This is a genomic window from Shewanella mangrovi (genome assembly GCF_000753795.1).
Lineage (GTDB): Bacteria > Pseudomonadota > Gammaproteobacteria > Enterobacterales > Shewanellaceae > Shewanella > Shewanella mangrovi.
On sequence record NZ_JPEO01000006.1, the window covers coordinates 129,818 to 153,102 of the forward strand.

20 protein-coding genes are annotated in these 23,285 nt (G+C 47.9%); 8 read left to right on the forward strand and 12 right to left on the reverse strand.

Features of this window, described 5'->3' with window-relative positions:
• Nucleotides 1–48: 48 nt before the first annotated feature.
• The 5 genes from lysS to ohrR form a co-directional block, all read right to left on the reverse strand.
• A complete protein-coding gene (gene lysS, locus HR45_RS10330; RefSeq protein ID WP_037442619.1) occupies nt 49–1,551 on the reverse strand; it encodes a lysine--tRNA ligase in 1,503 nt (500 codons plus the stop codon).
• Between the two features lie 17 nt (nt 1,552–1,568).
• A protein-coding gene (gene prfB, locus HR45_RS10335; RefSeq protein WP_162180650.1) for a peptide chain release factor 2 occupies nt 1,569–2,667 on the reverse strand; the annotation gives its coding sequence in 2 pieces (ribosomal slippage) (nt 1,569–2,591 and nt 2,593–2,667; 1,098 coding nt in all).
• Between the two features lie 212 nt (nt 2,668–2,879).
• Complete coding sequence (locus tag HR45_RS10340) at nt 2,880–4,538, reverse strand: methyl-accepting chemotaxis protein (RefSeq protein ID WP_037442623.1); 1,659 nt, start codon at nt 4,536–4,538, stop codon at nt 2,880–2,882.
• Nucleotides 4,539–4,728: 190 nt separating this feature from the next.
• Nucleotides 4,729–5,880, reverse strand: a complete 1,152-nt coding sequence (gene rlmC, locus HR45_RS10345; RefSeq protein WP_037442626.1) for a 23S rRNA (uracil(747)-C(5))-methyltransferase RlmC — start codon at nt 5,878–5,880, stop codon at nt 4,729–4,731.
• Between the two features lie 104 nt (nt 5,881–5,984).
• Nucleotides 5,985–6,431 carry a transcriptional regulator OhrR gene (gene ohrR / locus HR45_RS10350; protein ID WP_052074673.1) on the reverse strand — a complete coding sequence of 149 codons (447 nt, stop codon included), beginning with the start codon at nt 6,429–6,431 and terminating at the stop codon, nt 5,985–5,987.
• Nucleotides 6,432–6,553: 122 nt separating this feature from the next.
• Here ohrR and HR45_RS10355 point away from each other — a divergent pair, with 122 nt between their 5' ends.
• Together HR45_RS10355 and HR45_RS10360 are read left to right on the forward strand one after the other, a co-directional pair.
• The gene (locus HR45_RS10355) at nt 6,554–6,970 is read left to right on the forward strand and encodes an organic hydroperoxide resistance protein (protein WP_037442630.1); all 417 of its coding nucleotides are present in this window, start codon (nt 6,554–6,556) and stop codon (nt 6,968–6,970) included.
• Nucleotides 6,971–7,228: 258 nt separating this feature from the next.
• Entirely contained in the window at nt 7,229–7,648 is a 420-nt protein-coding gene (locus tag HR45_RS10360; protein ID WP_156104057.1) for a hypothetical protein, read from the forward strand.
• A gap of 50 nt (nt 7,649–7,698) precedes the next feature.
• Here HR45_RS10360 and HR45_RS10365 read toward each other — a convergent pair whose 3' ends face one another.
• Nucleotides 7,699–9,591 (reverse strand): methyl-accepting chemotaxis protein, encoded by a 1,893-nt coding sequence (locus HR45_RS10365; protein ID WP_037442635.1) that lies wholly within the window; start codon nt 9,589–9,591, stop codon nt 7,699–7,701.
• Between the two features lie 291 nt (nt 9,592–9,882).
• Between HR45_RS10365 and HR45_RS10370 the strand changes: the two genes are divergently transcribed.
• Nucleotides 9,883–11,241 (forward strand): thioredoxin domain-containing protein, encoded by a 1,359-nt coding sequence (locus tag HR45_RS10370; protein WP_081933454.1) that lies wholly within the window; start codon nt 9,883–9,885, stop codon nt 11,239–11,241.
• A 104-nt stretch (nt 11,242–11,345) separates the two neighbouring features.
• On the forward strand, nt 11,346–11,537 hold the full coding sequence (locus tag HR45_RS10375) for a hypothetical protein (protein ID WP_037442639.1): 192 nt from the start codon (nt 11,346–11,348) through the stop codon (nt 11,535–11,537).
• A gap of 73 nt (nt 11,538–11,610) precedes the next feature.
• Here HR45_RS10375 and ahpF read toward each other — a convergent pair whose 3' ends face one another.
• From ahpF to HR45_RS10390, 3 genes are all read right to left on the reverse strand, one after another.
• Nucleotides 11,611–13,161 carry an alkyl hydroperoxide reductase subunit F gene (gene ahpF / locus HR45_RS10380; RefSeq protein WP_037442641.1) on the reverse strand — a complete coding sequence of 517 codons (1,551 nt, stop codon included), beginning with the start codon at nt 13,159–13,161 and terminating at the stop codon, nt 11,611–11,613.
• A gap of 100 nt (nt 13,162–13,261) precedes the next feature.
• Nucleotides 13,262–13,828, reverse strand: coding sequence for an alkyl hydroperoxide reductase subunit C (gene ahpC / locus HR45_RS10385; RefSeq protein ID WP_037442643.1), 567 nt, complete (start codon nt 13,826–13,828; stop codon nt 13,262–13,264).
• A 172-nt stretch (nt 13,829–14,000) separates the two neighbouring features.
• A complete protein-coding gene (locus HR45_RS10390; RefSeq protein WP_037442645.1) occupies nt 14,001–14,744 on the reverse strand; it encodes a spermidine synthase in 744 nt (247 codons plus the stop codon).
• Between the two features lie 85 nt (nt 14,745–14,829).
• Here HR45_RS10390 and HR45_RS10395 point away from each other — a divergent pair, with 85 nt between their 5' ends.
• Nucleotides 14,830–15,381 carry a mechanosensitive ion channel family protein gene (locus tag HR45_RS10395; protein ID WP_037442646.1) on the forward strand — a complete coding sequence of 184 codons (552 nt, stop codon included), beginning with the start codon at nt 14,830–14,832 and terminating at the stop codon, nt 15,379–15,381.
• On the opposite strand, the gene HR45_RS10400 is transcribed toward HR45_RS10395, so the two are convergent.
• Both HR45_RS10400 and HR45_RS10405 read right to left on the reverse strand, forming a co-directional pair.
• A complete protein-coding gene (locus tag HR45_RS10400; RefSeq protein ID WP_037442647.1) occupies nt 15,378–16,373 on the reverse strand; it encodes a 2-hydroxyacid dehydrogenase in 996 nt (331 codons plus the stop codon). The two genes, HR45_RS10395 and HR45_RS10400, sit on opposite strands and share 4 nt — an antisense overlap.
• A gap of 182 nt (nt 16,374–16,555) precedes the next feature.
• Nucleotides 16,556–18,349: a flavocytochrome c gene (locus HR45_RS10405; protein WP_037442648.1), complete on the reverse strand. Its 1,794-nt coding sequence runs from the start codon at nt 18,347–18,349 to the stop codon at nt 16,556–16,558.
• A gap of 296 nt (nt 18,350–18,645) precedes the next feature.
• On the opposite strand from HR45_RS10405, the gene HR45_RS10410 reads away from it, so the two are divergent.
• From HR45_RS10410 to HR45_RS10420, 3 genes are all read left to right on the forward strand, one after another.
• A complete protein-coding gene (locus HR45_RS10410) occupies nt 18,646–19,062 on the forward strand; it encodes a hypothetical protein (protein WP_037442649.1) in 417 nt (138 codons plus the stop codon).
• A 349-nt stretch (nt 19,063–19,411) separates the two neighbouring features.
• A complete protein-coding gene (locus HR45_RS10415; RefSeq protein WP_037442650.1) occupies nt 19,412–21,322 on the forward strand; it encodes a methyl-accepting chemotaxis protein in 1,911 nt (636 codons plus the stop codon).
• A gap of 137 nt (nt 21,323–21,459) precedes the next feature.
• Nucleotides 21,460–22,002: a glutathione peroxidase gene (locus HR45_RS10420; protein WP_037442651.1), complete on the forward strand. Its 543-nt coding sequence runs from the start codon at nt 21,460–21,462 to the stop codon at nt 22,000–22,002.
• Between the two features lie 76 nt (nt 22,003–22,078).
• Here the strand turns inward: HR45_RS10420 and HR45_RS10425 are convergent, their stop codons facing one another.
• Entirely contained in the window at nt 22,079–23,206 is a 1,128-nt protein-coding gene (locus HR45_RS10425; protein ID WP_037442653.1) for a tetratricopeptide repeat protein, read from the reverse strand.
• Nucleotides 23,207–23,285: the final 79 nt, after the last annotated feature.

Genomic DNA, 23,285 nt, shown 5'->3' on the forward strand with positions numbered 1-23,285 from the left:
TATAAAAAAACCGGTCATTTGACCGGTTTTTCTTTAGTTCACTGCAACTTATTGCGCTTGTGGACGCATCGCTGGGAACAGAATCACGTCACGGATGGTGTGGCTGTTGGTGAACAGCATCACCAGACGGTCAATACCGATACCTTGACCCGCGGTTGGTGGCAAACCGTGTTCCAGCGCAGTGATGTAGTCTGCATCGTAGAACATGGCTTCATCATCACCCGCGTCTTTAGCGGCAACCTGTGCTTTAAAGCGGCTGTCTTGGTCTTCAGCATCGTTCAACTCGCTAAAGCCGTTCGCTACTTCACGACCACCGATGAAGAATTCAAAACGATCGGTGATGAATTCATTGTCATCGTTACGACGCGCCAGCGGTGAAATATCTGCTGGGTAGCCAGTGATGAAGGTCGGTTGCATCAGCTTAGGCTCTGCAGTTTCACCGAAGATCTCTTCCAGCAGTTGACCACAAGTCCAGAAGCTTTCGATTTCCAAACCGACTTCTTTACCCAAAGTGCGCATGAAATCCAAATCTTTCACCTGTTCGTAGGTCATCGCTTGGATTTTGGCATTGTTTGGATTGTAGTGTTGAATCGCTTCCAACATGCTCATACGGGCGTATGGGCCGCCGAAATCAATCACATCTTCACCGTATGGCAGCTTAGTGTCGCCCGTCAGTTTCAGAGCGATAGATGACAGCATCTCTTCAGTCAGATCCATCAGGTCTTTGTAGTCAGCATACGCCATATAGAATTCCATCATGGTGAATTCTGGGTTATGACGTGGCGACAAACCTTCGTTACGGAAGTTACGGTTGATTTCAAACACACGCTCAAAACCGCCAACTACCAAACGCTTCAGGTACAGTTCTGGCGCAATACGCAGGTACATATCAATATCCAGCGCATTGTGGTGAGTGATAAATGGACGTGCTGAAGCACCACCTGGGATGACGTGCATCATCGGGGTTTCAACTTCCATAAACTCTTTGCTTTCCATAAAGCTACGGATAGCACCAACCACTTGTGAACGCATTTTGAAAGCGTTGCGTGATTCTTCGTTGACGATCAAGTCAACATAACGCTGACGATAACGCATCTCTTGGTCAGTCAGACCGTGGAATTTTTCTGGTAGTGGACGCAGTGCTTTGGTCAGCAACTGGTACTCTTCCATGTTGACGTACAGCTCGCCTTTACCAGACAAGTGCAGTTGGCCTTTAACACCGATGATGTCACCGATATCCAAGCCTTTATAGTTTTCTTTCAGCTCAGCTTGTACCGCTTTGTCGGCATAAGCTTGAATGCGGCCAGACACATCTTGCAGTACCAAGAATGGACCACGTTTTGCCATAACACGGCCAGCAATCGCTGCGGTGAAGCCCAGAGACGCAATCTCTTCCTTGCTCTTATCGCCAAATTCAGCTTGCAGCTCAGCAGCCTTATGGGTGCGGCGAAAAGTGTTAGGGTGACCGTTAGCCGGACTGCTAGTGCGGATTTGATCCAGCTTAGCGCGACGTTCCGCGATCAGTTTGTTTTCATCCAAATGTTCAGTCATTTTCAGCGTCTTCTCTGTTACAGCCCTGATTTGAGGCTGGCTTCAATAAACTTGTCTAAATCACCGTCAAGAACGGCTTGTGTGTTGCGGGTTTCGACACTGGTGCGCAAATCTTTAATGCGCGAATCGTCCAGTACGTAAGAACGGATCTGGCTACCCCAGCCGATATCCGACTTTTGATCTTCCGCCGCTTGCTTCTCAGCGTTCTGCTTCTTCAGTTCCAGCTCGTATAACTTCGCTTTCAACTGCTTCATCGCGGTATCTTTGTTTTTGTGCTGCGAACGGTCATTCTGACACTGCACCACAGTATTGGTTGGCACGTGGGTAATACGTACTGCTGATTCAGTACGGTTAACGTGCTGACCACCCGCGCCGGAAGCACGGTATACGTCGATACGCAGATCGGCAGGATTGATATCGATGTCGATAGAATCGTCAATTTCAGGGTAAACGAACACTGAGCAGAACGAGGTATGACGACGACCACCTGAGTCAAACGGTGACTTACGCACTAAGCGGTGCACGCCAGTTTCTGTGCGCAACCAACCGTAAGCATATTCACCGGTGAACTTGATCGTGGCACTCTTGATACCGGCCACATCACCGTCGGATACTTCGATAAGTTCTGGGCTATAGCCATGGTCTTCGCCCCAACGCAAATACATGCGCAGCACCATGTTGGCCCAGTCTTGCGCCTCAGTACCGCCTGACCCCGATTGAATATCGAGGTAGCAATCAGACGCGTCACTATCACCGGAGAACATACGACGAAACTCCAGCTCAGCTAGACGTTTCTCGAGTTCTTCCAGTTCACTGCTGGTTTCGTTAAAGGTGTCTTCGTCTTCTTCCTCAACCGCCAGCTCCAGCAAACCTTCCACGTCTTCAAGACCGGATTCTAAGTCGTCGATAGTTTCGACCACGGTTTCCAGTGCAACGCGTTCTTTGCCTAGCGATTGGGCACGTTCAGGATTATTCCAAACCTCAGAGCCTTCAAGCTCTCTGACTACTTCTTCGAGACGCTCTTTCTTGGCGTCGTAGTCAAAGATACCCCCTCAGGAGTTCTGTGCGCTCAGCCAGCTCCTTGATTTTGTTTTTGACAGGATTCACTTCAAACATGTGATTTCAATTACTCGATTGGAATGTAACTTACGGAATTATGCAAACGCCGGATTTTAACTCAAAGGCGTGTCAAAACCTATGCCACGGCTAAATTTAAATCGAAAAAAGCCACAGTTAATGGCAAAACACGGGATGGAAACGCACAAGTGCTTATTAAGGCATAAAAAAACGGCGCTCAAGAGCGCCGCTTATCAGGATGAATTAACTGCCTAGACGCGGAATTGATTTACCAAGCTACCTAGCTTGTCACCGCTGGCCGACACTTTTTGACTCACATCTGCCGCCAGTTTGCTGGAGGCCATCAGTGCCGTAACAATCTCTTGAATCGCATAGACATTGCGATTGATTTCTTCAGTCACCGAGCTTTGCTCCGTGGCTGCTGTGGCGATCTGGGTACTCATATCATTGATGCTGGTCACCGATGACGTTACCGAGCCGAGGCTATCAGAAATCAGTCGTGACGCAGATACACTGCGTTGGCAATTTTGCTGACTTTGCTCCATCGCTGCAACAGCGCTAGTCACCAACGAATGCAGCTCATTGAGCATCTCATTGATTTCCAACGTACTCGCTTGGGTACGGCTGGCAAGATTACGCACTTCATCAGCAACGACGGCAAAACCGCGGCCCTGCTCACCTGCACGCGCCGCTTCGATCGCAGCATTAAGCGCCAGCAAGTTAGTTTGCTCAGCAATACCACCAATCACAGACAGAACACTATTAATCTTTTGCGATTGCTCATTCAGCAATTGAATATGCGATGCCGCATTGTCAATTTCACTCATCAATGCGGACACTTGGGTCAGAGAATCATCGACACAATGCTGCGCTTTGGCAACTTCAGCCGTTGCATCGTGGGTTGCATCCGCCACTTGATTGGTGTTGGCCGCCACTTCTTGCGCAGTGGATGACATCTCAGTTACCGCTGTCACCACCTGATCAGTTTCATGGTTGTGGCTAGCAAGCTGACCGGCAATCATCTGGTTTTGAGTGTGAATTTCGTGGGATGCATTAACCACATCATTGGTCGCATCAGATACGTCGCGAATAATATGCTGCAGTTTTTCCACAAAGCGGTTAAACGCGGTGCCTAGTGCAGCAATTTCATCGCTGCCCGTCACAGGAACGCGGCGGGTTAAGTCCCCTTCACCTTGGGCAATATCATTGAGGTTGTTGAGCATATTATTCAGCGGTGTCACCATGCGGGTGCTGAATATCGCAATGACCACGGCCGTGATGGCAAACAGGATCAAGGTGGACAGAGTAACAACCCACAACTTGCTGCTCATTTCCTCTTCGGCAGACTTACGATAAGTCGCAACCGCGGCATCAATATCATCAAAGTAAGCGCCGGTGCCGATAATCCAATCAGTACCTGGCACAGTTGCGGCATAACCTAACTTTTCAATCAGCTCAGAGCTACCTGGCTTTTGATAATAGAAAGTAAGGAAGCCATCGCCTTGGCTGGCAGATTTGAGCAGCCCCTGCACAATCTTGATCCCTTTAGGATCTGTCATGTTGATCTGTTCGGTGCCTTCTAACTTGGGTAACAAGCCATGAAACACGTTACGGCCTTGGCCGTCATACATGTAGAAGTAACCCGCTTTGCCAAATTTTGCATCACGCAGCGCCGCTTTAAAATCACCGCCTTGCTGGCGTTGGAATACCACTATCTGTTTGGCAATCTCAGTGACATGCACTAACTCTTGCCGTCTTTCGTTAATCAATTTGCCACGAAAATCCGCCACCGAACTTTCGAGGGTTTGCAATTCCATATGCCGGGCAAAAAGTGAGGTAACAAGAGTAACAATGATAAGAGGTAGTAGCGCGAGTATGAGAATTTTAGTTCGCACGCCCAAGTGTTTCATACAGGTTTCTCGGATACACGATTAGATAATCCTAATTATATATTGAAACGGCGAGTTCCAAACTAAAACTTTGGTACAAGAGCAAAGTTTGTAGAGCAAACACACAAATTTTAGTTTCATAAGCATATAAAATTTCAAAGTGATAGCTATTTAGCATTTTTTGTGCTTAAAAATTGCTAGCGATGATAATTTAACCAAGCTTACGTTGTAGCAATATTAAAACTTCATAGTGATCTGTGTGCGGAAACATGTCGAAGATCTGGGCGCGCTGACATTGATAATCATCAAAATGACGTAAATCCTCAGCCAGCGTTTTAGGGTTGCAGCTGGAATACACTATATACGCTGGCGAAAATTCATTGAGCGCGCGACTCAGTGCCGTCCCTAAGCCACGTCTTGGCGGGTTAACAATCACCGCATCCGGTACTTGCTGCTGCCGCTGACCATCAGCAAAAGTCGTCGAATCAAGCGCCTTAAATTGAATATGCTGTAGCCCTAATTCTGCTGCGGCTAAGCTGGCGCAAGCGATCGCTTCTGGCTCAATTTCAATCCCAGTTAAGTGGGTATCAGGCGCAGCGCAATGCAGCCCAAAGCCCCCAACACCGCAAAACAGATCCCATAAGCTGTTGAGTTGTAAAGGTGCTAACCATCTTTTAGCGGTAGCGTAGAGCTGCTCTGCAACCTCTGGATTGGTTTGAAAAAAGCTTTTCGGGCGAATATAGAGTGGAATATCGTTAAAGACTTCCCGTAACCGCGGCTCGCCGAACAGCCAAATTTCCTGCTCACCTTCCAGTCGCGCCATATGTACCGGCTGAATATTGGCGGTGACCAATTTGATTTTAGGGAATTCATGCAGCAATGCGGGCAGTTCCCGTTCGATACGGGCAATCGCTTGCTCTGAGCGCAACACAAAACGCAGCATAAATTCCCCGCTGTGGTGCGCTTGCGTCAACAAAATAAACTTGAGTTCCCCTTTAGCCTTGTCGACCCGATACGGCGGAATTCCCGCTCGCTGAATAAAAGACTCTAAATGTTGTAACAGTTGCTGCATTGAAGCGGGATAGAGTGGGCAATTCACCAAACTCACTGGTTCACCGTTTGGACTAACAATCCCAAGAATCGGTTGATGTGCGGCACCCAGCGCCACCATTTTAGCCTTGTTGCGAAACGCGAACGCCGGGCCAGAGATAGGGAGTTCCCATTCAGCTACAAAGTAAGGCGCCAGTAGCTGTTGCAAAGCATGCTGCTTGCGCTGTAACTGCTCCGCTAACGGCAACTCTATAAGCTGGCAGGAAAGACACTTGCCCTGTTGGTAAAATTCGCAATGTTGCGGCTTGTTCACTCACTTAACCTTTTTGCAGACGACACTGAAAACTCGCCAGCGCCAAATTGGCGGCAAATGTACCTTGTTTACCGCAGAAAATCACGCCTGCGTCGAGCTGCAGACTAAGACTGACTCAGCTTTTGGGTGACTTGATCGCACAGTTGTTTGAGTTCAGTTAATTGCTGTACCTCTAAGCCGAGCAGACAATACATCTGCTCTGGTACTTCAACCGCGCGCTGCTTAAGTGCAACGCCAGCGTCAGTCAGTTCAATCACTCGCACGCGCTCGTCCTGCTCGCTGCGACCTCTCCGCAATAAGCCTTTACTTTCTAAACGTTTTAACAACGGTGTTAGCGTGCCGGAATCAAGATGTAATTTCTCGCCCAAATATTTCACACTCGCGCCATCGTTTTGCCACAACACCATCATCGCCAGATATTGCGGATAGGTCAGATCCAACGCCTCAAGTAACGGCCGATAAGCGCGCACTATCGCGTTAGCAGCACTATAGAGAGAAAAACAGACCTGATTATCGATACACAACAGCTCTTCTACCGACATTTGCGACATAGCAGTGACACCAAAGCACAATTAAATTGCACACAATATACTTGCATTTGTTGGTGATATCGAATTAATATTGTGCACAATTTAATTTTACACAACCAATATTAACAACACTGGAGTGCACTATGCTTTATCAAACTTCTGCGACCGCCAGCGCCGGCCGTCAAGGTCATGCTGAAACTGACGACAAACTGTTATCAGTCGACTTAGCCTATCCGAAACAGATGGGCGGTAATGGTGCTGCAACCAACCCGGAACAACTGTTTGCCGCCGGTTATGCGGCTTGTTTCTCCAACGCCATTCTATTTTTAGCCAGCCAACAAAAGATCAAACTGGCTAAAGCACCGGTCACCGCCACCATTGGTCTGTTCAATAAGGAAGACGGTGGCTTTGCGCTCAGCGCAGCATTAGCGGTCGAACTAAACTTACCAACCGAACAAGCACAACAGCTCGTGCGTAGTGCGCACCAGATCTGCCCTTATTCCAATGCGGTAAAAGGCAACATCGACGTCGTACTCAGCGTCAACGGTAATCCGCTTTAAGCCGGATGGCAGACGGGGCCTCCGATACTTGTAACTGATGACCAGTACTCGCTTATCGCAGTGAGTTTACTGGTCATATTTTTGGCGCAACACGGGATTCCAGCGCTGTTATACATTTCGTCAAAATTACGTCTAATATATTGTTTTTTATAAATAATATATCAATCAAACTTTAACTATTAGCGTTTGCTTTTCTAATGCATTTGATCTAATTTCTTCTGCTCGCAAAGGTGAAATTCGTGTTCACAAGGAGAATTAGTGATGCGTGCTATCGCGCTTAGTACAGTATTAATACTGTTGTTGTCTGAACCTGTGATGGCGTCATGTGATGGTCAGCAGCAACTCGGACAAGTGGATTACCCATCCAATAGCTCCTATTTCAATGCCAAAGCGTCTGCCAAATTAGATGAAATAACCAAAGAGACCCAAGATAAGGGAGATGGTTATCTGGTATTGGAATTTAACCTGTTCAAAGTGGCAGGTGATAAGAAGCAGCAACAATACGATATGTGGCTGGCTAACCGCCGTATTGATCGTGTTAAACAATATTTATCCAAATTACATGTCGCTAAGCCGATCGTCACTCGTATAAAAACTGCCGCTGCAGCAGAACAGCGACAAGTCGAAATTTTGTGGTGTGCACAGCCCTCAACCACCGAGCAACCTGTAAACCACTAACCATCCTTAGCCCCTGCTATCTCCTGACAGGGGCGGTTCAACCATCAAGGTTATAAGCGGAAACGTCCAACCTCTTGCTGCAACGACTGCGCTAACGCCGACAGCTGTTGTGCCTTTTCGGTAGCTATCACCGACTCATCAGACAGATTCAATGACACCTCGCGAATCGCCTCGGTATTACGGTTGATTTCGCTAGTAACCGAGGTTTGTTCCTCCGCGGCGGTTGCGATCTGACTGGCCATGTCAGAGATCTGATGAATTGCGTTATTGATCTGTTCTAAGCTGGCGCTGGCCGATTCGGCATCCTGCACACTGGTTTCAGCCATGGTATGGCTGTGGTCCATTGAGGTAACCGCTTTAGACGCGGTACGCTGTAGTGTCTCAATCATCGCTTGGATCTCTTGCGTGGAGGCATGAGTGCGCTGCGACAGCACCCGCACTTCATCCGCCACCACCGCAAAACCGCGCCCTTGCTCGCCAGCCCTCGCTGCTTCAATCGCTGCGTTTAATGCGAGCAGGTTAGTTTGCTCGGCAATACCACTAATGGTCAGCAAAATGCTGTTAATTTTCTGCGAGTGCTCATTCAGCTCACCAATAATCTGGCTAGCGTTGTCGACTTCCTCGGCGAGACTACGAATCGATTGCTGACTCTGGGTCACTTGTTGCTGGCCATTAACTGCCAGCCCCACCGCATCTTGCGCGGTCTGCGCAGTGAGTTCAGCATTACTGGCGATTTCTTCGGTGGCGCTGGCCATTTCAGTCACGGCGGTGGCAACCATAGTGATCTCATCCTGCTGCACCGCAATACTTTGATTATTCTGCTCCGCGGAGCGACGCGTATCTTGCGATTGCACACCCAACTGCTCGGCAATCTGCCCCATACGACTAATCATGCCATGCAGATGTTCAACAAAACGGTTGAAGCCGCCAGCCAGCACGCCTATTTCGTCATAATCCTTTTTTACCGCAATGCGTACAGTCAGATCGCCAGCGCCTTGAGAAATATCGTTCAGTGCTTGAGAAACGCGTTCTAAGTCGCGGAACTGCGCCTTAAACACGAGGAACAACACCACGCCGAACAGCACTAAGAAGCCGACACCGACCATAGACATCATCCAGGCTAACGAGGTCGCCGCTGACATAATGCTGCCTTTATCCAGCACAAACATCAGTGCCCAATTGGTGTTGGGCACATTTTGCACGTAGAAAAGTTTGGTCGAGCCTCGGTAAAAAAATTCGTCGAGATGATCCGATGCGGCGCGCTGACTCAACCAGCTACTGGTAAATGCTGCATTGGCGTCAGTGATTGGCTTGCCGTTCATTTCGCTATTGGGATGACTAATCACCAGCCCATTGCGCTCAAGGAGCACGCCATAGCCATCGCCGGGAAGTTTTAATTTGCGTACTGAATTGGTCAGTTCTTCAATCGCGAGGTTGGCCGCTGCCGCACCAGCAAACTGACCATTTTGCATCACAGGTTGCGAGATGGTGACCACTAGCTGCTTCATGGTGGCACTAACGTACGGCGAAGAGATAAACATGGCTTGAGTTTCTTTAGCGCCTTTATACCAGGGCCGAATCCGCGGATCGTATCCCGCCACATGCAGGCTTGGGTCCTGTCGATGCATATTGCCCTGTTCATCACCATAGTAGGTTAGGCCAAAATCCATCGCCTCGTGCATCTCCATTAAGTAGGGTGTGACATCCTGCCCGGGCGACTTTTCAATGGTTTTCCCCAATGATTTAACCGCATTCTCGCGATCGAGCATCCATTGGCCCACGCCAGAGGCAAAGGTGTTAATCAATTCCCGAACTTCCCGTTCGGTGCTATCCATAGCATTACTGCGAATAAAGTAGGAAGACATCCCTACCAGCAGAATTACGGTAAACAGTACCGATAATGTACTGGCAGCTAATAAGCGGACTTTTAACGTGGTTCGCATCATGGTTCCTCGGGTGGATAGATAAGTCACAACTAGTGGGCACTAAGTTAACTAACACTAAGTTTAGAAGGTAAAAATACAAAACACCTACAAAGTCACAGACAATCAATAGGTAAAGCCGCAGAATGACGACCAGTAAGCGCAACAAGTAGTGGTCATTTATTTCGGCATCTGCTGAATAAAGTTGATTTCTAAATCATTTCGTCGTCGAACTTGGAACCATAACGACGAAACCGACTTAAAAAGGGTTGTTTTATGCTGAAGAAGCTAGTGCTGGGACTAACTTTATTGATGGCGGCCATAACCAGCGTGATGGCCGAACCTCAGGCATCAATAGCGTGGCAGAAAGTAGATAACGACGGCAATCTCAAAATCCCGTTGTATTTTGTCTGGTCTAAGACCTGCCCTCACTGTAAAGAAGCACATCCATTTATTGATTCACTGTCTGAGAAATATCCGTGGATCGAGCTACACAGCTACCGCGTTGGTGATGAAGGTACGGCTGAAATGTGGCAGGCATTGGCGGATGCAACCAATAGCCCAAGCCGCTCAGTGCCATTTCTGTCTGCTTGCGGTAAAACCGTTATCGGTTACTCTAGCCGCGAAGTCACCGGTGAGTTTCTACTGAATCGGTTGAAGAAGTGTTATCTGGAAAATGGTGGCCAACTAGCAGCAGAAGATATGCCAACCAATGACAACGCCGCGCCAGCGCCAGTCGCCGCGTCTGAAGGCGAGTCATTGTTTTCCACCTGTAGCAGCGATGGTGGCGACGGTACCTGTGCCATCGGGGCGGAAGATCCTGAAGTTCAACCGGTCGAGCTGCCGATTATTGGCAAAGTAAATCCTGACAGCATTTCACTGCCAATCCTGACGTTGGTACTGGCAGGCGCTGACGCCTTTAATCCATGCGCCTTCTTCGTATTGCTATTTTTATTGTCGATTATGGTGAACGCTAAGAGTCGTGGCCGCATGTTGTTAGTTGGCGGTATCTTCGTCTTCTTCTCCGGCTTCATCTACTTCCTGTTTATGACCGCCTGGCTGAATATCTTTGAACTACTAGGTGCCAGCAGTGATGGTGGCATTATTATTCTGGTTGCCGGGTTACTGGCCCTGGTGGCGGGTGTCATTAACGTCAAAGAGTACTTTTTCACCAAAGGTGAAGTCAGCTTGTCAATGACAGCGGAAAACCGTACCAGCTTGATTAAGCGCATGGGTAAACTGTCGAGTGCCTCCAGCTTAACCGCGATGATTTTCGGTACCACTGTGTTAGCTATTCTCGCCAATGCTTACGAGCTGCTATGTACTGCGGGCTTTCCGATGATCTACACCAGCGTGTTGTCGATGCATAACCTGCCGACCTTTGAACGGATGATGTATCTGGTGTACTACAACGTCGTCTATGTAATCCCATTAATTGCCATTGTGGTGGCATTTTCAATGACATTGGGCAAACGCAAGTTGACAGAAAAAGAAGGCCAAACGCTAAAATTAATGTCCGGTATTATGATGCTTGGATTAGGTGGCACGCTGGCGCTAAATCCTGCTGCGTTACAAAGCGTTACCGTGGCTGTGGGGCTCATTTTTGGTGCGATTATACTGACCAGTATTATCGTGATATCGAGAAAAGTACTGCAGAAACGTGCCGCTTAGCCGATAAAACTATGGTATGGGTTAGCAACTGCTGATTAAAACTGACTTGATTTTGTACAGTATAGAGCTAACCTAACTGTCTAAGCGATTTACAGGATAACTTAATGGCAATCTCAATAAACTCTCAAGCAGTCACACCTAATCTGGACAATGGAGCCGTCGGTGTGCGAGTTGCGCAATTAGCCAAACAACAACAGCAAGCTGAAGGACAAATTGCAGTTGACTTAATTGAGGCTGCAGCTCCGGCGCCTAAACCAGAAGGTAATCTTGGAAATAACATTGATGTCACTGTGTAAGCAGCGATTGAAATAACAAGTCAAATAAAAAGCCGACCTTATTGGTCGGCTTTTTCTATGCAGATTTGCCGCATTACTCAGCGGATTCGCGAATTAAGTAATCAAACGCGCTTAGTGCTGCGGTTGCACCGCTACCCATCGAGATAATGATCTGCTTGTAGGGAATGTTAGCCGCATCGCCAGCTGCAAATACGCCCGGCATTGAGGTGGCACCTTTGGCATCAATCATCACTTCACCCAAACGGGTCAGTTCCACTTCGCTTTCTTTCAAGAAGCCAGTATTCGGCACCAAACCAATTTGTACAAAGATACCTGCCAGTTCGATGGTATGCGCTTCACCGGTCACACGGTCTTTATACGCGATAGCGTTCACTTTGCTGCCATCACCTAATACTTCGGTAGTTTGCGCATTCATGATGATATCGATATTGCCCAGTGATTTGGCTTTTTTCACCAGCACTTCATCGGCACGCAGGGTGTCAGCAAATTCCAGTACCGTGACGTGTTCAACAATACCAGCTAAGTCGATAGCGGCTTCAATACCTGAGTTACCACCACCAATCACCGCCACTTTCTTACCTTTGTAGAATGGGCCATCACAGTGTGGGCAATACGCAACACCTTTGGTGCGATATTGCTCTTCCCCCGGCACACCCAATTCACGCCAGCGTGCACCAGTAGCCAACACCACGCTCTTACCTTTCAGAGTAGCACCGCTTTCTAACTCGATATTCACTAAGCCATCGCGTTTGATATTCGCCGCACGTTGGCCTGTGATGATATCGACACCGTATTCTTTTACGTGTTGCTCTAATGCCGCTGACAGTTTTGGCCCTTCGGTGTAAGTCACCGAGATAAAGTTCTCAATGCCGACGGTATCCATTACCTGACCACCGAAACGCTCGGCCACAATGGCAGTGCGAATACCTTTACGTGCTGCATAAATGGCTGCGGCTGCGCCAGCAGGGCCACCACCAACAACCAGTACATCGTATGGGTCTTTTTCATTCAGTGCGGCCGCTTTATCTTCGGCCGCGCTGGTATCCACTTTTTCAACGATTTCTTCCAGCGTCATGCGGCCTTGGCCAAAGTGTTCACCGTTGAGGTAAACCGCAGGCACTGCCATCACGCCACGTTCGTCGACTTCTTTTTGGAACAGGCCGCCATCGATCATCACATGGGTGATATTCGGGTTGAGGCTGGCCATCAAGTTTAATGCTTGCACCACATCTGGACAGTTGTGGCACGACAGCGAGATATAGGTTTCAAAGTGGAATTCACCTTTAAGATTGCGGATCCGCTCTAATAGCGCTGGATCGGCTTTCGATGGGTGACCACCCGCTTGCAGCAGCGCCAATACTAATGAAGTGAACTCATGCCCCAATGGCACACCGGCAAAATGCACGCGTGGCGCTTGGCCTTGCGGCGCAATCGACATACTTGGGGTACGTGGATTGTTGCCTTGTTGCAGGGAAATTTTAGCGGACATACCCGCCAGCTCTTGCGCCAGCTCGGTCACTTCCTGAGATTTAGCACTGTCATCACCGGACACGCTAACTTCAATAGGCTGCTTAATGTATTGCAGATAGGTGTCCAGTTGTTGTTTTAAAGTTGCGTCTAACATGAACGTGTCCTGTGAAAATAAGGGTAAGGGAAATCCGGCCTACTGGAGGAAAGAGTGCGTAGGCCGGAAGTACTACAACTTAGCTTGCAGAAGGCTTAGCTTAGATTTTGCCAACCAGGTCCAGTGATGGAGCCAGAGTTGCTTCACCTTCTTTCCATTTAGCTGGGCAAACTTCACCTGGGTGAGATGCGACATATTGTGCTGCTTTGATTTTGCGCAGCAGATCTTCTGCATCACGACCGATACCTTCAGCAGTCACTTCCATTGCTTGGATGATGCCTTCAGGGTCGATCAGGAAGGTAGCGCGGTCAGCCAGACCTTGACCTTCACGCAACACACCGAAGTTGTTGGTGATAGTGGCAGTTTGGTCACCTACCATGTAGTAGTTGATTTTGCCGATAGTGTCAGAGCTGTCGTGCCATGCTTTGTGAGTGAAGTGGGTATCAGTAGATACTGAGAACACTTCTACGCCGAGTTTTTGCAGCTCTTCGTAGTGATCAGCCAGGTCACCCAGCTCAGTTGGGCAAACGAAAGTGAAGTCAGCTGGGTAGAAGAAAACAACGGCCCATTTGCCCAGTACGTCTTTTTCAGAGATGTCGACAAATTCGCCTTTGTGGAAAGCGGTTGCGTTAAACGGTTTGATTGCTGTGTTCAGTGCTTGAGGCATGTTATTACTCCCGTAATCAATGATTAAAAATCAATGGGCAACCCGTTTGCCCTCTCGATGGAAGTAATACTAGTCCGCTTATGTTTTTTGTTAAATCAGATAAAAACTATTGTTCCAATCGGTTTTTTCGAGAAAAGCTACATCACTAACAACTGAAGTAAATGCTGACATATTAACGCCACATCTCAAACTTTGTCAGCGTTTGGCTTAAATCGAACTCCAGTTTAGATGACAGATTTTGTGCCAGTTGCTTGAGTCCCGCCTGAGTAAACACCTGTGGCCGTCGCGCGGCAAACACCACCCAATTACCACTACCGGTCAAGCATGCCCGCACATCGGCAAAACGCGATAATAGTTGCTGTCTCAACTCTTCATCGGTACGCGCTTCTTTCCAACAGTTGAGCACCAGCAGACCGTTATCTTTCAGCTGATATAAGCAGTTATCAAGAAATTCGGCGTCACGTTGCATCTCCGCCATACCGTCACCATGAAACAGGTCACTATAGATAACATCCACCCGGCGATCATCACGACTGGCCATATACTCAAACGCATCTTGCTGCACCAACGTCAACTTCTTCGACAGTGGCAGCATGAAATATTGCTTGGCAATATTAATCACCGACTCGCGTAATTCCACCGCAGTAATCTTGATGGCAGGATCGAATTTGCGCAGCGAATGTACTAACAAACCGCCGCCAAGTCCTAGCACTATCACTCGTTTAGGAGTGCCGTATAATAGCGACATCAACATCGCTTTTAGGTAGGTGTGTTGTGGCTGGTGCGGCGCTTTTTTATTAAGTTTGCTTTGTTCGTCATGGAAACCAAAAGTGAGAATGCGAGTATCGCCGAGCTCCAGAACTGCAACACTGCCGTACTCATCTTCCGTTGAGGCCAGCAGTTGATAATCTTCCATCAATCTCTCCGTAACTTTACCGGGAATATAAATTGGTTAACATAAAACCTACTTTTAACGAGCAAACGCTAGAGGAATACCGCTCATGGTGACAAATATTTTTATCATCATCCTTTATATTGCCAGCTTTGTGTTAATCCAGCGCCGAGTGAGCAAACTGATCCATGAGTTCAGCGCCAACAAGCACATTAACGCAACCCGAACCAGCTTGGTAAGTAAATTTATCAGCTTGGTGCTGTTTTTCGTTACCATTTCAATGATGGCGATCTCTTTGGGGATTGGCTATCAAGATGTCTCGCTGTTTGTCTCTTCTGCGTTTGCGGTGATGGGCATGGCGCTGGTAGCGCAGTGGTCAATTTTGTCGAATCTTACCGCCGGCATTCTTATTTTCTTTATGTTCCCCTATAAATTAGGCGACAGAATTAAGATTGTTGATGCCGATGTAGATGCAACAGGTATTTTGGAGGAAGTGACCCTATTTCACCTGCTGATCAAGTTGGATAACGGCAACACCATCACCTATCCCAATACTTTAGCGCTGACCCATCCGGTGATTAAGCTCACCCAAGAGCATACAGTTCCATTGCCGCTCACAGAGCAAGCAGCAACGGACGTGTTAGAGAAAAAGCTGGCTTAAAACAGTTCGTTACCACACTTTTTACCGGCAAGTATTTGGCTGACATTGCTCAAAGTGGTTTGGGCAATGTTATCCAAGGCTTCGCGAGTCAAAAACGCTTGATGACCGGTAAAAATAACGTTGTGACAAGCAGACAGACGACGGAACACGTCATCCAAAATCACTTCATTAGATTTATCTTCAAAGAATAGCTCTTTTTCGTTCTCGTAAACGTCTAATCCCAGCGAACCAATCTGCCCCATTTTCAGCGCTTCCATGGCATCCACCGCGTTGAGCAAACCACCACGACTGGTGTTAATCACCATCATGCCCGGCTTCATTTTGGCAAAGCTTTCGGCATTTAACAGATGCTGGTTATCTTTGGTCAACGGACAATGCAGACTGATGATGTCGCTGTTTTGGTAGATGTCATCTAACGACGCATAACTCGCGCCCAACTCTTCGGCCAGCGGGTTATGGAAGGGATCATAAGCCAACACCTCGCAACCAAAACCGCGCAGAATACGAATGGTAGCAATGCCTATTTTACCTGTGCCAATCACACCCACGGTTTTGCCATGCATGTTGAAGCCAACCAAGCCTTCCAGTGAGAAGTTCGCATCACGAGTGCGGCCATAAGATTTGTGGATTTTACGGTTAAGCGTCAGCATCAGCGCAACGGTGTGCTCGGCAACTGACTCTGGTGAATAAGCGGGTACGTTCACCACTTCCAGCCCAAGTCGTTTAGCGGCGTCGAGATCGACATTATTAAAACCTGCGCAGCGCATGGCGATGATTTTGGTGCCGGACGCGTACAACTTGGTCAACACTTCTTCGCAAAGCTCGTCGTTCACGAAGGCGCAAATAACCTCAAACCCTAACGCCAAGCGGACGTTCTGTCGACTGAGTCGATAATCAAAAAACTCGATATCAGCGCCAAAGTTTCCTGCTTCATTGGTTTTGCTAAAGTGTTGGATATCGTATCGCTTGGCACTAAAAAAACCGATTTTCATAGTTGTGACTCACTTCAAAAACAAGAATTGTTGAGCAGTGTAGAAAAAATTGCCGATATTGTCTTGAACATCAAACTCAGCAACCGGGAAAACATGAACTGGCGCTCGAAAGCAAAAGGCGAACCATATGGCTCGCCTTTGTCATTACTGGCTAAACAGCAGCCTAATAACCCGCTAAGGCATTATTTTGCTTCAGCAAATTTCGCTGCGTTACGGCCTGCAATACGGCCAAAGGTGACGATATCTGAAATCGCGTTGCCACCTAAACGGTTAGCACCATGCACGCCGCCCGTTGCTTCACCCGCTGCAAACAACCCATGGATGACCTTGCCGCCTTTATTCAACACTTCAGCACTGGTATCAATTTTAACACCGCCCATGCTGTGGTGTACGGCAGGTTTCACTTCAATGGCGTAGTAAGGCGCCATCGCCAGTTCTCGAGGCATATTAGGTCGTTCAAACTGCGCATCTTTGCCTGCTTTGACAAAGCCGTTATAGCTTGCAATGGTCTGCTCCAGCTCAGCCGCAGGAATGCCCATCTTGCCTGCCAGCTCAGCAACGGTTTTACCTTCAGTGACAATGCCCAAATGAATATAGTTCTCGATTTTTTTCAAGCTCTTACGCACTGAATCATCAAAGAACAGGAAGGCACTCTCTCCTTTTTGCTGCAAAATAGCGGCAGATGCCTTATCACGGGTGGTGATTTCATTCACGAAGCGTTTACCTTCACGGTTCACCAGAATCGCACCATTACCACGAACCGCTTCTGTCACCATGACGCCACCAACAGGTGACCAAGTTGGGTGCGCCTGAATGTATTTCAAATCGCGTGTATCTGCTCCGGCGGCCAAAGCAACATCGAGGCCATCACCGGTCGCTCCTGGATGGTTAGTCGCAGCAAAGCCTTTGAGTTTCGGATCGTAACTCGCGACTCGCTCATTATTTTTGGCGAATCCCCCCGTCGCCATCACTACTGCGCGCGTTTTAATGACGTAGTAACCCGTATAGGTACCTTCCACCAACACGCCTTCAACGTTGCCATTGCTATCTTCCAACACACGGACGACACGGCTATTGAAACGAATATCGGCGCCACTTTTCACCGCCGCGTTATACAGCACTTGCGCAACGTGAGCACCGACACCTGCGCCACCGGTTGGGCGGTGAGCCCGGTTAACACTGGCACCGCCCATGCGGCCGACATCACTCATATCGGCGCCCATCGCGGTCAGCCAATCGATAGAATCGGAAGAGTTTTGTGCCAGAATATTCACCAACGCGGGGTCATTGACCTCATGCCCACCTTTCATGGTGTCATCGATCATGATGGAGACTTTATCCTGAATTCCGAGCTTTTTCTGGAACTGTGTTTCCGCGGCATTCATGCCACCCGCAGCAAGTTTGGTATTGCCCCCTGCAATCGGTTCTTTTTCCAAGATAATAACTTTGGCACCGTTTTCTGATGCAGATACAGCGGCAGATAAACCTGCACCGCCTGAGCCCACGATCACCACGTCAATTGATTCACGCGGTCCCGCCGCCAAAGCTTTGTCTTGTGCGTCCTTATGTACATCAATCGGTACGAACTTACGTTGCCATTTTCCACCAAAAGGCATATCGAAACCGAAGCTATGGCAGGCATCACAGTAGGCGACTGACGCTTCATGGCCTTTGTGACAAGCGGTACAGGCGATATCACCAATTAGATGCGATTGATGCGGTGAGATCTTCTTCTTCGCTTCAACATCCATAGCCGCCAGTTCAGCAAGAGCCCCGTGACAACTTACACATTGCTGATTTTCATGGGTAAGATTGTCATCACTGGGGCCTTTTTTGGAAATATGGCAGCTATCACACTCGCCCATATTAAGGTGAAACTTAGCCAAATTATCCACCTCAGCATTTGCAGTGCCGCTATAAAGGCCGAATAATGCAAGGGCTAAGCTGGATACTTTTAATAGTTCCGCTACTTTCATGGAATTCCTCCAGAACTTCATTGCTCATCATTAAGTTATCCACATTAGCAATAGTTGTTATTTTACAATTCGATAATGTGTCTACTCCCAGAAAAAAAGTAGCACCAGCATTAATTAACGATATTTACCTTGTTCACAAAAAATTTAGAAAATTCGTTTTGTAACTAATGTTCACAACAATTTTAAATGAAATATCAGCATCAAATTTTTGAAACTTAAATTTGTATTAAAAAGCGAACAATATTAGATTCACTATAATTAAGTGGCGTTAAAATTAGCTGATGAACAACTAACTTATGTCTAAAAAGCAAGATTATGTTTCGGCCCCTGTTTTTTGGGCGCAGCGGATTATCAAAACCAGTTTGAGAACACTGCATATCGTCGGCGTTTGCGGCGCCAGTGGCGGAATTCTATTTGCAGTGGAGGGAGAGCATTGGTATCCCTACTGGCTGCTAGCATTGATCTCCGGCGCCCTGCTCATGCTTTGGGAAATCATCAGAGAGCCAAGCTGGCTCATCCAACTGAAAGGTGTGCTTACAATAGCGAAAATTGCGCTGCTCGGGGCTTTCTTCCTTATCCCACAATATATGAGCGCACTATTTTTTGGCATTATCGTATTGTCCGTTATTGTCAGCCACGGTCCTGCGGGGTTACGCCACTATTCAATTTATCATCGACGCTGTATCAATCTTAAACATGAGATTAAAGGCTAAGTCCCAAGCGTATTTCATCAGAAAATATTCATTTATTTTTATGATAATTATCTAATTAATAGTTAGCACTGATATTCCAAAACAGAAACGTTAAGTCTGACACTAAAATCACTCATGCTCCCCCCTAAACTACAGCAACACCACGCTAAACTCTTATTAAAAAGCAACGACTTAATTCTTTTATCAAATGTTGAGTGAGTAGCAAACGCCAATAGCCTGCTTACTTTTGCGCTCGCTGCCACAACCCTTTGAATTTGCAATTAGTAACTTCACAGAAACTTACTACACTTTAACCTTTAAGATAAACCTATCTTCACACACCGCAGGCAATTTTAAAGGGAATTAAAGCATGCTGAGCTTTCTTGAAAACATATCTATCGCCGCCAAGCTGATCGTAGGTTTTGGTATAGTGCTACTGTTATCACTGGTGTTAACACTGACGGGCTGGAATGGCTTAAGTAATGTCATTAACTCCAGTGACCAAGTGATTGCAATTCAAAAGCTTAATAAAGTGATTTCAGACACCAAAGCGGCGCGCGAGAATTACTTACGCACTGCGAGCCAAGCCGACCAGCAACTGCTCGCAGATAACATCACACACATGTTATCGCTGTTGAGTTCACAAAAAGCATCAGATACCAATGAGCAGCGGCAAGCGGCTTATCAGCAGCTAATTCAATATATCGAGCAGTATCGAAGTATTTTTGAAAGCCTTATTCCACTCAATCAGGCACAGTCGCAAGCGAAAAATCAAGCGCTCGCCATCACAGGCAATCTCAGTCAGCAACTAGATGATGCTTCAGAAAGACTCGAAACAACCACAGCACCAGACTGGTCATTAATCGCCAATGTAAACGCCCTTAATAGCCATATTCAGCAGTTGCGTTATGACCTTAGGAATTGGTTTGATTCAAGCGATGATAACGCTCAGCTACCCACTCAAATCGCCCAGCATCTGACTGAATTCACCACACACATCAGCGAACTGAATCAGCATGCTAGCGCATTGCATTTAGGCCCTATTAATGACGGCATCAACAACCTTAAACAAAGTCTTAGCCGCTATATCGAAGCCAACCAAGCTGCTGCCAAAATCACCGACGAATATGTAGTAGTAGCGCGAAATATTCGCAGTGGCGTCGATAAACAGGAACACGACGTCATCCAATGGCAGCAGCAGTTGAGTGAACGCGCCCGTTACACTTTAGTCAGCGTTTCGGCAGTGGCTATCGCGCTAGGCATTTTTGCGACCATCATTATCAATCGACTGATTGCTAGTCCATTGCATCAAACCGCGGTTGCGGCAGCGCGAATTGCCAACGGCGATCTGACTAACCCACTTTCTACAAGCCGAAAAGACGAAGTTGGCACGCTACAAAATGCAATTGGAGACATGACCCAAGCATTGACCGTACTCATCACCAATGTCAGTGGTGGCATCGCCGAACTGGCGACGGCCGCGACCCAGCTATCCACCGTCACCGAACAAAATCGTAGTGGTATGGCACAACAACAAGTGGAAACCGAGCAGGTCGCCACCGCAATGAATGAGATGACCGCAACCGTACATGATGTCGCGTCCAATGCAGAACAAGCAGCCGAAGCAACCAGTAGTGCTGAAAGCGTGACGATTCAAGGCAATCGCGCCATGGATGAGGCCATCGAGGTGGTCAATAAGCTCGATCAGGAGCTCAATCAAACGACGCAGGCAATGCAGACGTTGGCCAAGCAAACCGATGGTATTGGCACCGTGATGGAAGTGATTAAATCGGTCGCTGAACAAACGAATTTGTTGGCACTCAATGCCGCGATTGAAGCCGCCCGCGCAGGCGAAGCAGGCCGCGGTTTTGCGGTGGTAGCAGATGAAGTTCGCAGTCTGGCGCAACGCACCCAAGAATCAACAGCCGAAATTGAAACCATTATCCAACAGCTCCAATCCGGCGCGCGTAATTCACTACAAATGATGGAAAACAGTCGTCAAATGGCCAATAACAACGCCAGCAGCTCACAACGTGTCGGCGAGCTATTTAGCCAAATCTCCGCCGCAGTATCTATGGTGCAGCAGATGAATCATCAAATTGCCGCCGCAGCAGAGGAACAAAGCACGGTAGCAGAAGAGATCAATCGTCGTGTATCTCAGGTGAGTGATATCACCAACCATACCGCGGCCTCCTCTAACGAGACGGCGGAAGCGACAGAGCGGCTGGCAGCGCTTGGAGAACAACTCAACGGCGCAATTAAGGGCTTTAAAGTGGCGTAAATCTCACCTAGGCGAGTAACAATGCCGCCATTTTGAATGCGGCAAATGAAATTCATGTGGATCATTGGCGCGACGCTTGACGATAGTGAATGTCTGAGGCAGTGTGATCTACGTCATATAAACATAGAGGTTTACACATGAGTATTTACGACATTGACGTCAACACCATCACTGGTGAGAAATGTTCGCTAAGCAATTACCAAGGTAAAGTACTGTTAGTAGTGAATGTGGCATCTAAGTGTGGTCTGACCGCACAATACGAAGAGCTAGAAGCGCTGTACAAAGCCAAAGCTGCCGACGGTTTAGAGATTCTAGGCTTCCCATGTAACCAGTTTTTAGGGCAAGAGCCAGGCACTGAAGCTGAAATTCAGCAGTTCTGCACCCTAAACTATGGCGTTACCTTCCCGATGTTTGCCAAGATTGAAGTGAACGGTGCTAACCGTCATCCGCTGTATCAGGCGTTAATTACGGCGCAACCTAGTGCGATCAAAAACCCAGCAGGTGGCTTAGCCGCTAAGTTGGGTGAGATGAAGTTACTGCCAAGTGACGACAGCGACATTATGTGGAACTTTGAGAAGTTCTTAATTAGCAGCGAAGGCGAAGTACTCGCGCGCTTTGCGCCAGACGTTACCGTAACATCAGCCGAATTCAAGGCAGAACTGGATAAAGTGTTGGCGTAATGTCGCCACCAGTTTCCAAGACGCTTTAGCAAAAAAAGGACGGCAGATGCCGTCCTTTTTCTTACCTTGATAAATCTCAGCCCTGAAGCCCAAAGAATGCCAATAGGCCATTAGCTTTAATCGTTTGCAGATCTTGCTTTGCTTGCTCATCGCCCAACTCAGCGGCATATTTTGGGTAGCCCGCATCTTTGGCGATTTGAAATGCCTGCATCGCTAACTCTTTGTCTTTGTGCCGCAAATTCAACACGCCAAAAGCAAATGCCGCCTTAGGATGCCCTTGCTCTGTCGCTTGGTAAAAGCAACTCACAATGCTGTCGGCATAATCTTGCTCGGCTAAAAAGCCCGCGCTTACCTCTGCTTTTACCTTGGCAAACAAGGACTCATCTTGCTGCAATAGACGACCTAGTTGATAGAGTCCATCGGCTTGTTGTGAGCGATAAAACCACACAGCTGCTTGCACTTGATCCTTAGCTCGGCCATTGCCGTCTAAATACAGTTTGGCAAGCTGTAGTTGCGCTTCAGCAATTCCATCAGCAGCGGCTTTTTCAATCCAGTGATTGTACTGTTCCATATCGGCGGCACCGCAACTCCCTTGTCGATATAGTGTCGCCAACATCAATGGCGCACGCTTATCTCCGGCGGCAGCAGCTTGCTGCAGATAGCGGCGACCGAGCTCATGGTTGAGAATGTCATGATCGGTACAGTAAAGCTGGCCGAGACGCATCATCGCCTTGATATCTTGCTGCTCAGCGGCCCGAGCAAGAAAATCCAGTCCACGGATCTTATCGGCCTTGTTATCGTGCTTAAACAAAATATCGGCCAACTCATTTTGCGCTTTTAACATGCCGCTATTGGCGGCGCTTTCGAGCTCATCAGTGGCCATCGCCACGTTAGCTTCCCAGGCCAAACCAGAGATTTTGGGGAAAATATAATAGAGATGCGCCAGTTGATAGTGTGCTTCTGCCTCACCATTTTTTGCGGCACGGACAAACCATTTTTCCGCCAATACGGGAGAGTAGTCAGCACTGTTGCGCGTCCAGTAATGTTGCGCCAACGCCAGCTGTTTGGTGGGTGAAAACAGGTAAAAGTCGGCCAATTGTAGCTGTTTGAATCTATTGGGGCCGGGTTGCATCAGCAACAAGGCGACGGCGATGAGCAGCAATAATACTAGAGTGGCAACGCCTCGAAACATCCAGCGTATCATTGGAATCACGTCCTCAAATGTATGACATTTAAATTTTACTAAATCATACGAGTGAAGCACTGGTGGGGAAAAGAAAAAT

Excerpts from the sequence above, each read along its gene's own strand:
- HR45_RS10395 (WP_037442646.1), top strand. The coding sequence starts at position 14,830 with ATGGTGACAAATATTTTTATCATCATCCTTTATATTGCCAGCTTTGTG.
- HR45_RS10400 (WP_037442647.1), bottom strand. The coding sequence starts at position 16,373 with ATGAAAATCGGTTTTTTTAGTGCCAAGCGATACGATATCCAACACTTT.
- HR45_RS10415 (WP_037442650.1), top strand. The coding sequence starts at position 19,412 with ATGCTGAGCTTTCTTGAAAACATATCTATCGCCGCCAAGCTGATCGTA.
- HR45_RS10375 (WP_037442639.1), top strand. The coding sequence starts at position 11,346 with ATGGCAATCTCAATAAACTCTCAAGCAGTCACACCTAATCTGGACAAT.
- HR45_RS10355 (WP_037442630.1), top strand. The coding sequence starts at position 6,554 with ATGCTTTATCAAACTTCTGCGACCGCCAGCGCCGGCCGTCAAGGTCAT.
- HR45_RS10405 (WP_037442648.1), bottom strand. The coding sequence starts at position 18,349 with ATGAAAGTAGCGGAACTATTAAAAGTATCCAGCTTAGCCCTTGCATTA.
- lysS (WP_037442619.1), bottom strand. The coding sequence starts at position 1,551 with ATGACTGAACATTTGGATGAAAACAAACTGATCGCGGAACGTCGCGCT.
- HR45_RS10390 (WP_037442645.1), bottom strand. The coding sequence starts at position 14,744 with ATGGAAGATTATCAACTGCTGGCCTCAACGGAAGATGAGTACGGCAGT.
- HR45_RS10410 (WP_037442649.1), top strand. The coding sequence starts at position 18,646 with ATGTCTAAAAAGCAAGATTATGTTTCGGCCCCTGTTTTTTGGGCGCAG.
- HR45_RS10340 (WP_037442623.1), bottom strand. The coding sequence starts at position 4,538 with ATGAAACACTTGGGCGTGCGAACTAAAATTCTCATACTCGCGCTACTA.
- HR45_RS10420 (WP_037442651.1), top strand. The coding sequence starts at position 21,460 with ATGAGTATTTACGACATTGACGTCAACACCATCACTGGTGAGAAATGT.
- HR45_RS10365 (WP_037442635.1), bottom strand. The coding sequence starts at position 9,591 with ATGCGAACCACGTTAAAAGTCCGCTTATTAGCTGCCAGTACATTATCG.
- ohrR (WP_052074673.1), bottom strand. The coding sequence starts at position 6,431 with ATGTCGCAAATGTCGGTAGAAGAGCTGTTGTGTATCGATAATCAGGTC.
- HR45_RS10370 (WP_081933454.1), top strand. The coding sequence starts at position 9,883 with ATGGCGGCCATAACCAGCGTGATGGCCGAACCTCAGGCATCAATAGCG.
- HR45_RS10425 (WP_037442653.1), bottom strand. The coding sequence starts at position 23,206 with ATGATACGCTGGATGTTTCGAGGCGTTGCCACTCTAGTATTATTGCTG.
- ahpF (WP_037442641.1), bottom strand. The coding sequence starts at position 13,161 with ATGTTAGACGCAACTTTAAAACAACAACTGGACACCTATCTGCAATAC.
- ahpC (WP_037442643.1), bottom strand. The coding sequence starts at position 13,828 with ATGCCTCAAGCACTGAACACAGCAATCAAACCGTTTAACGCAACCGCT.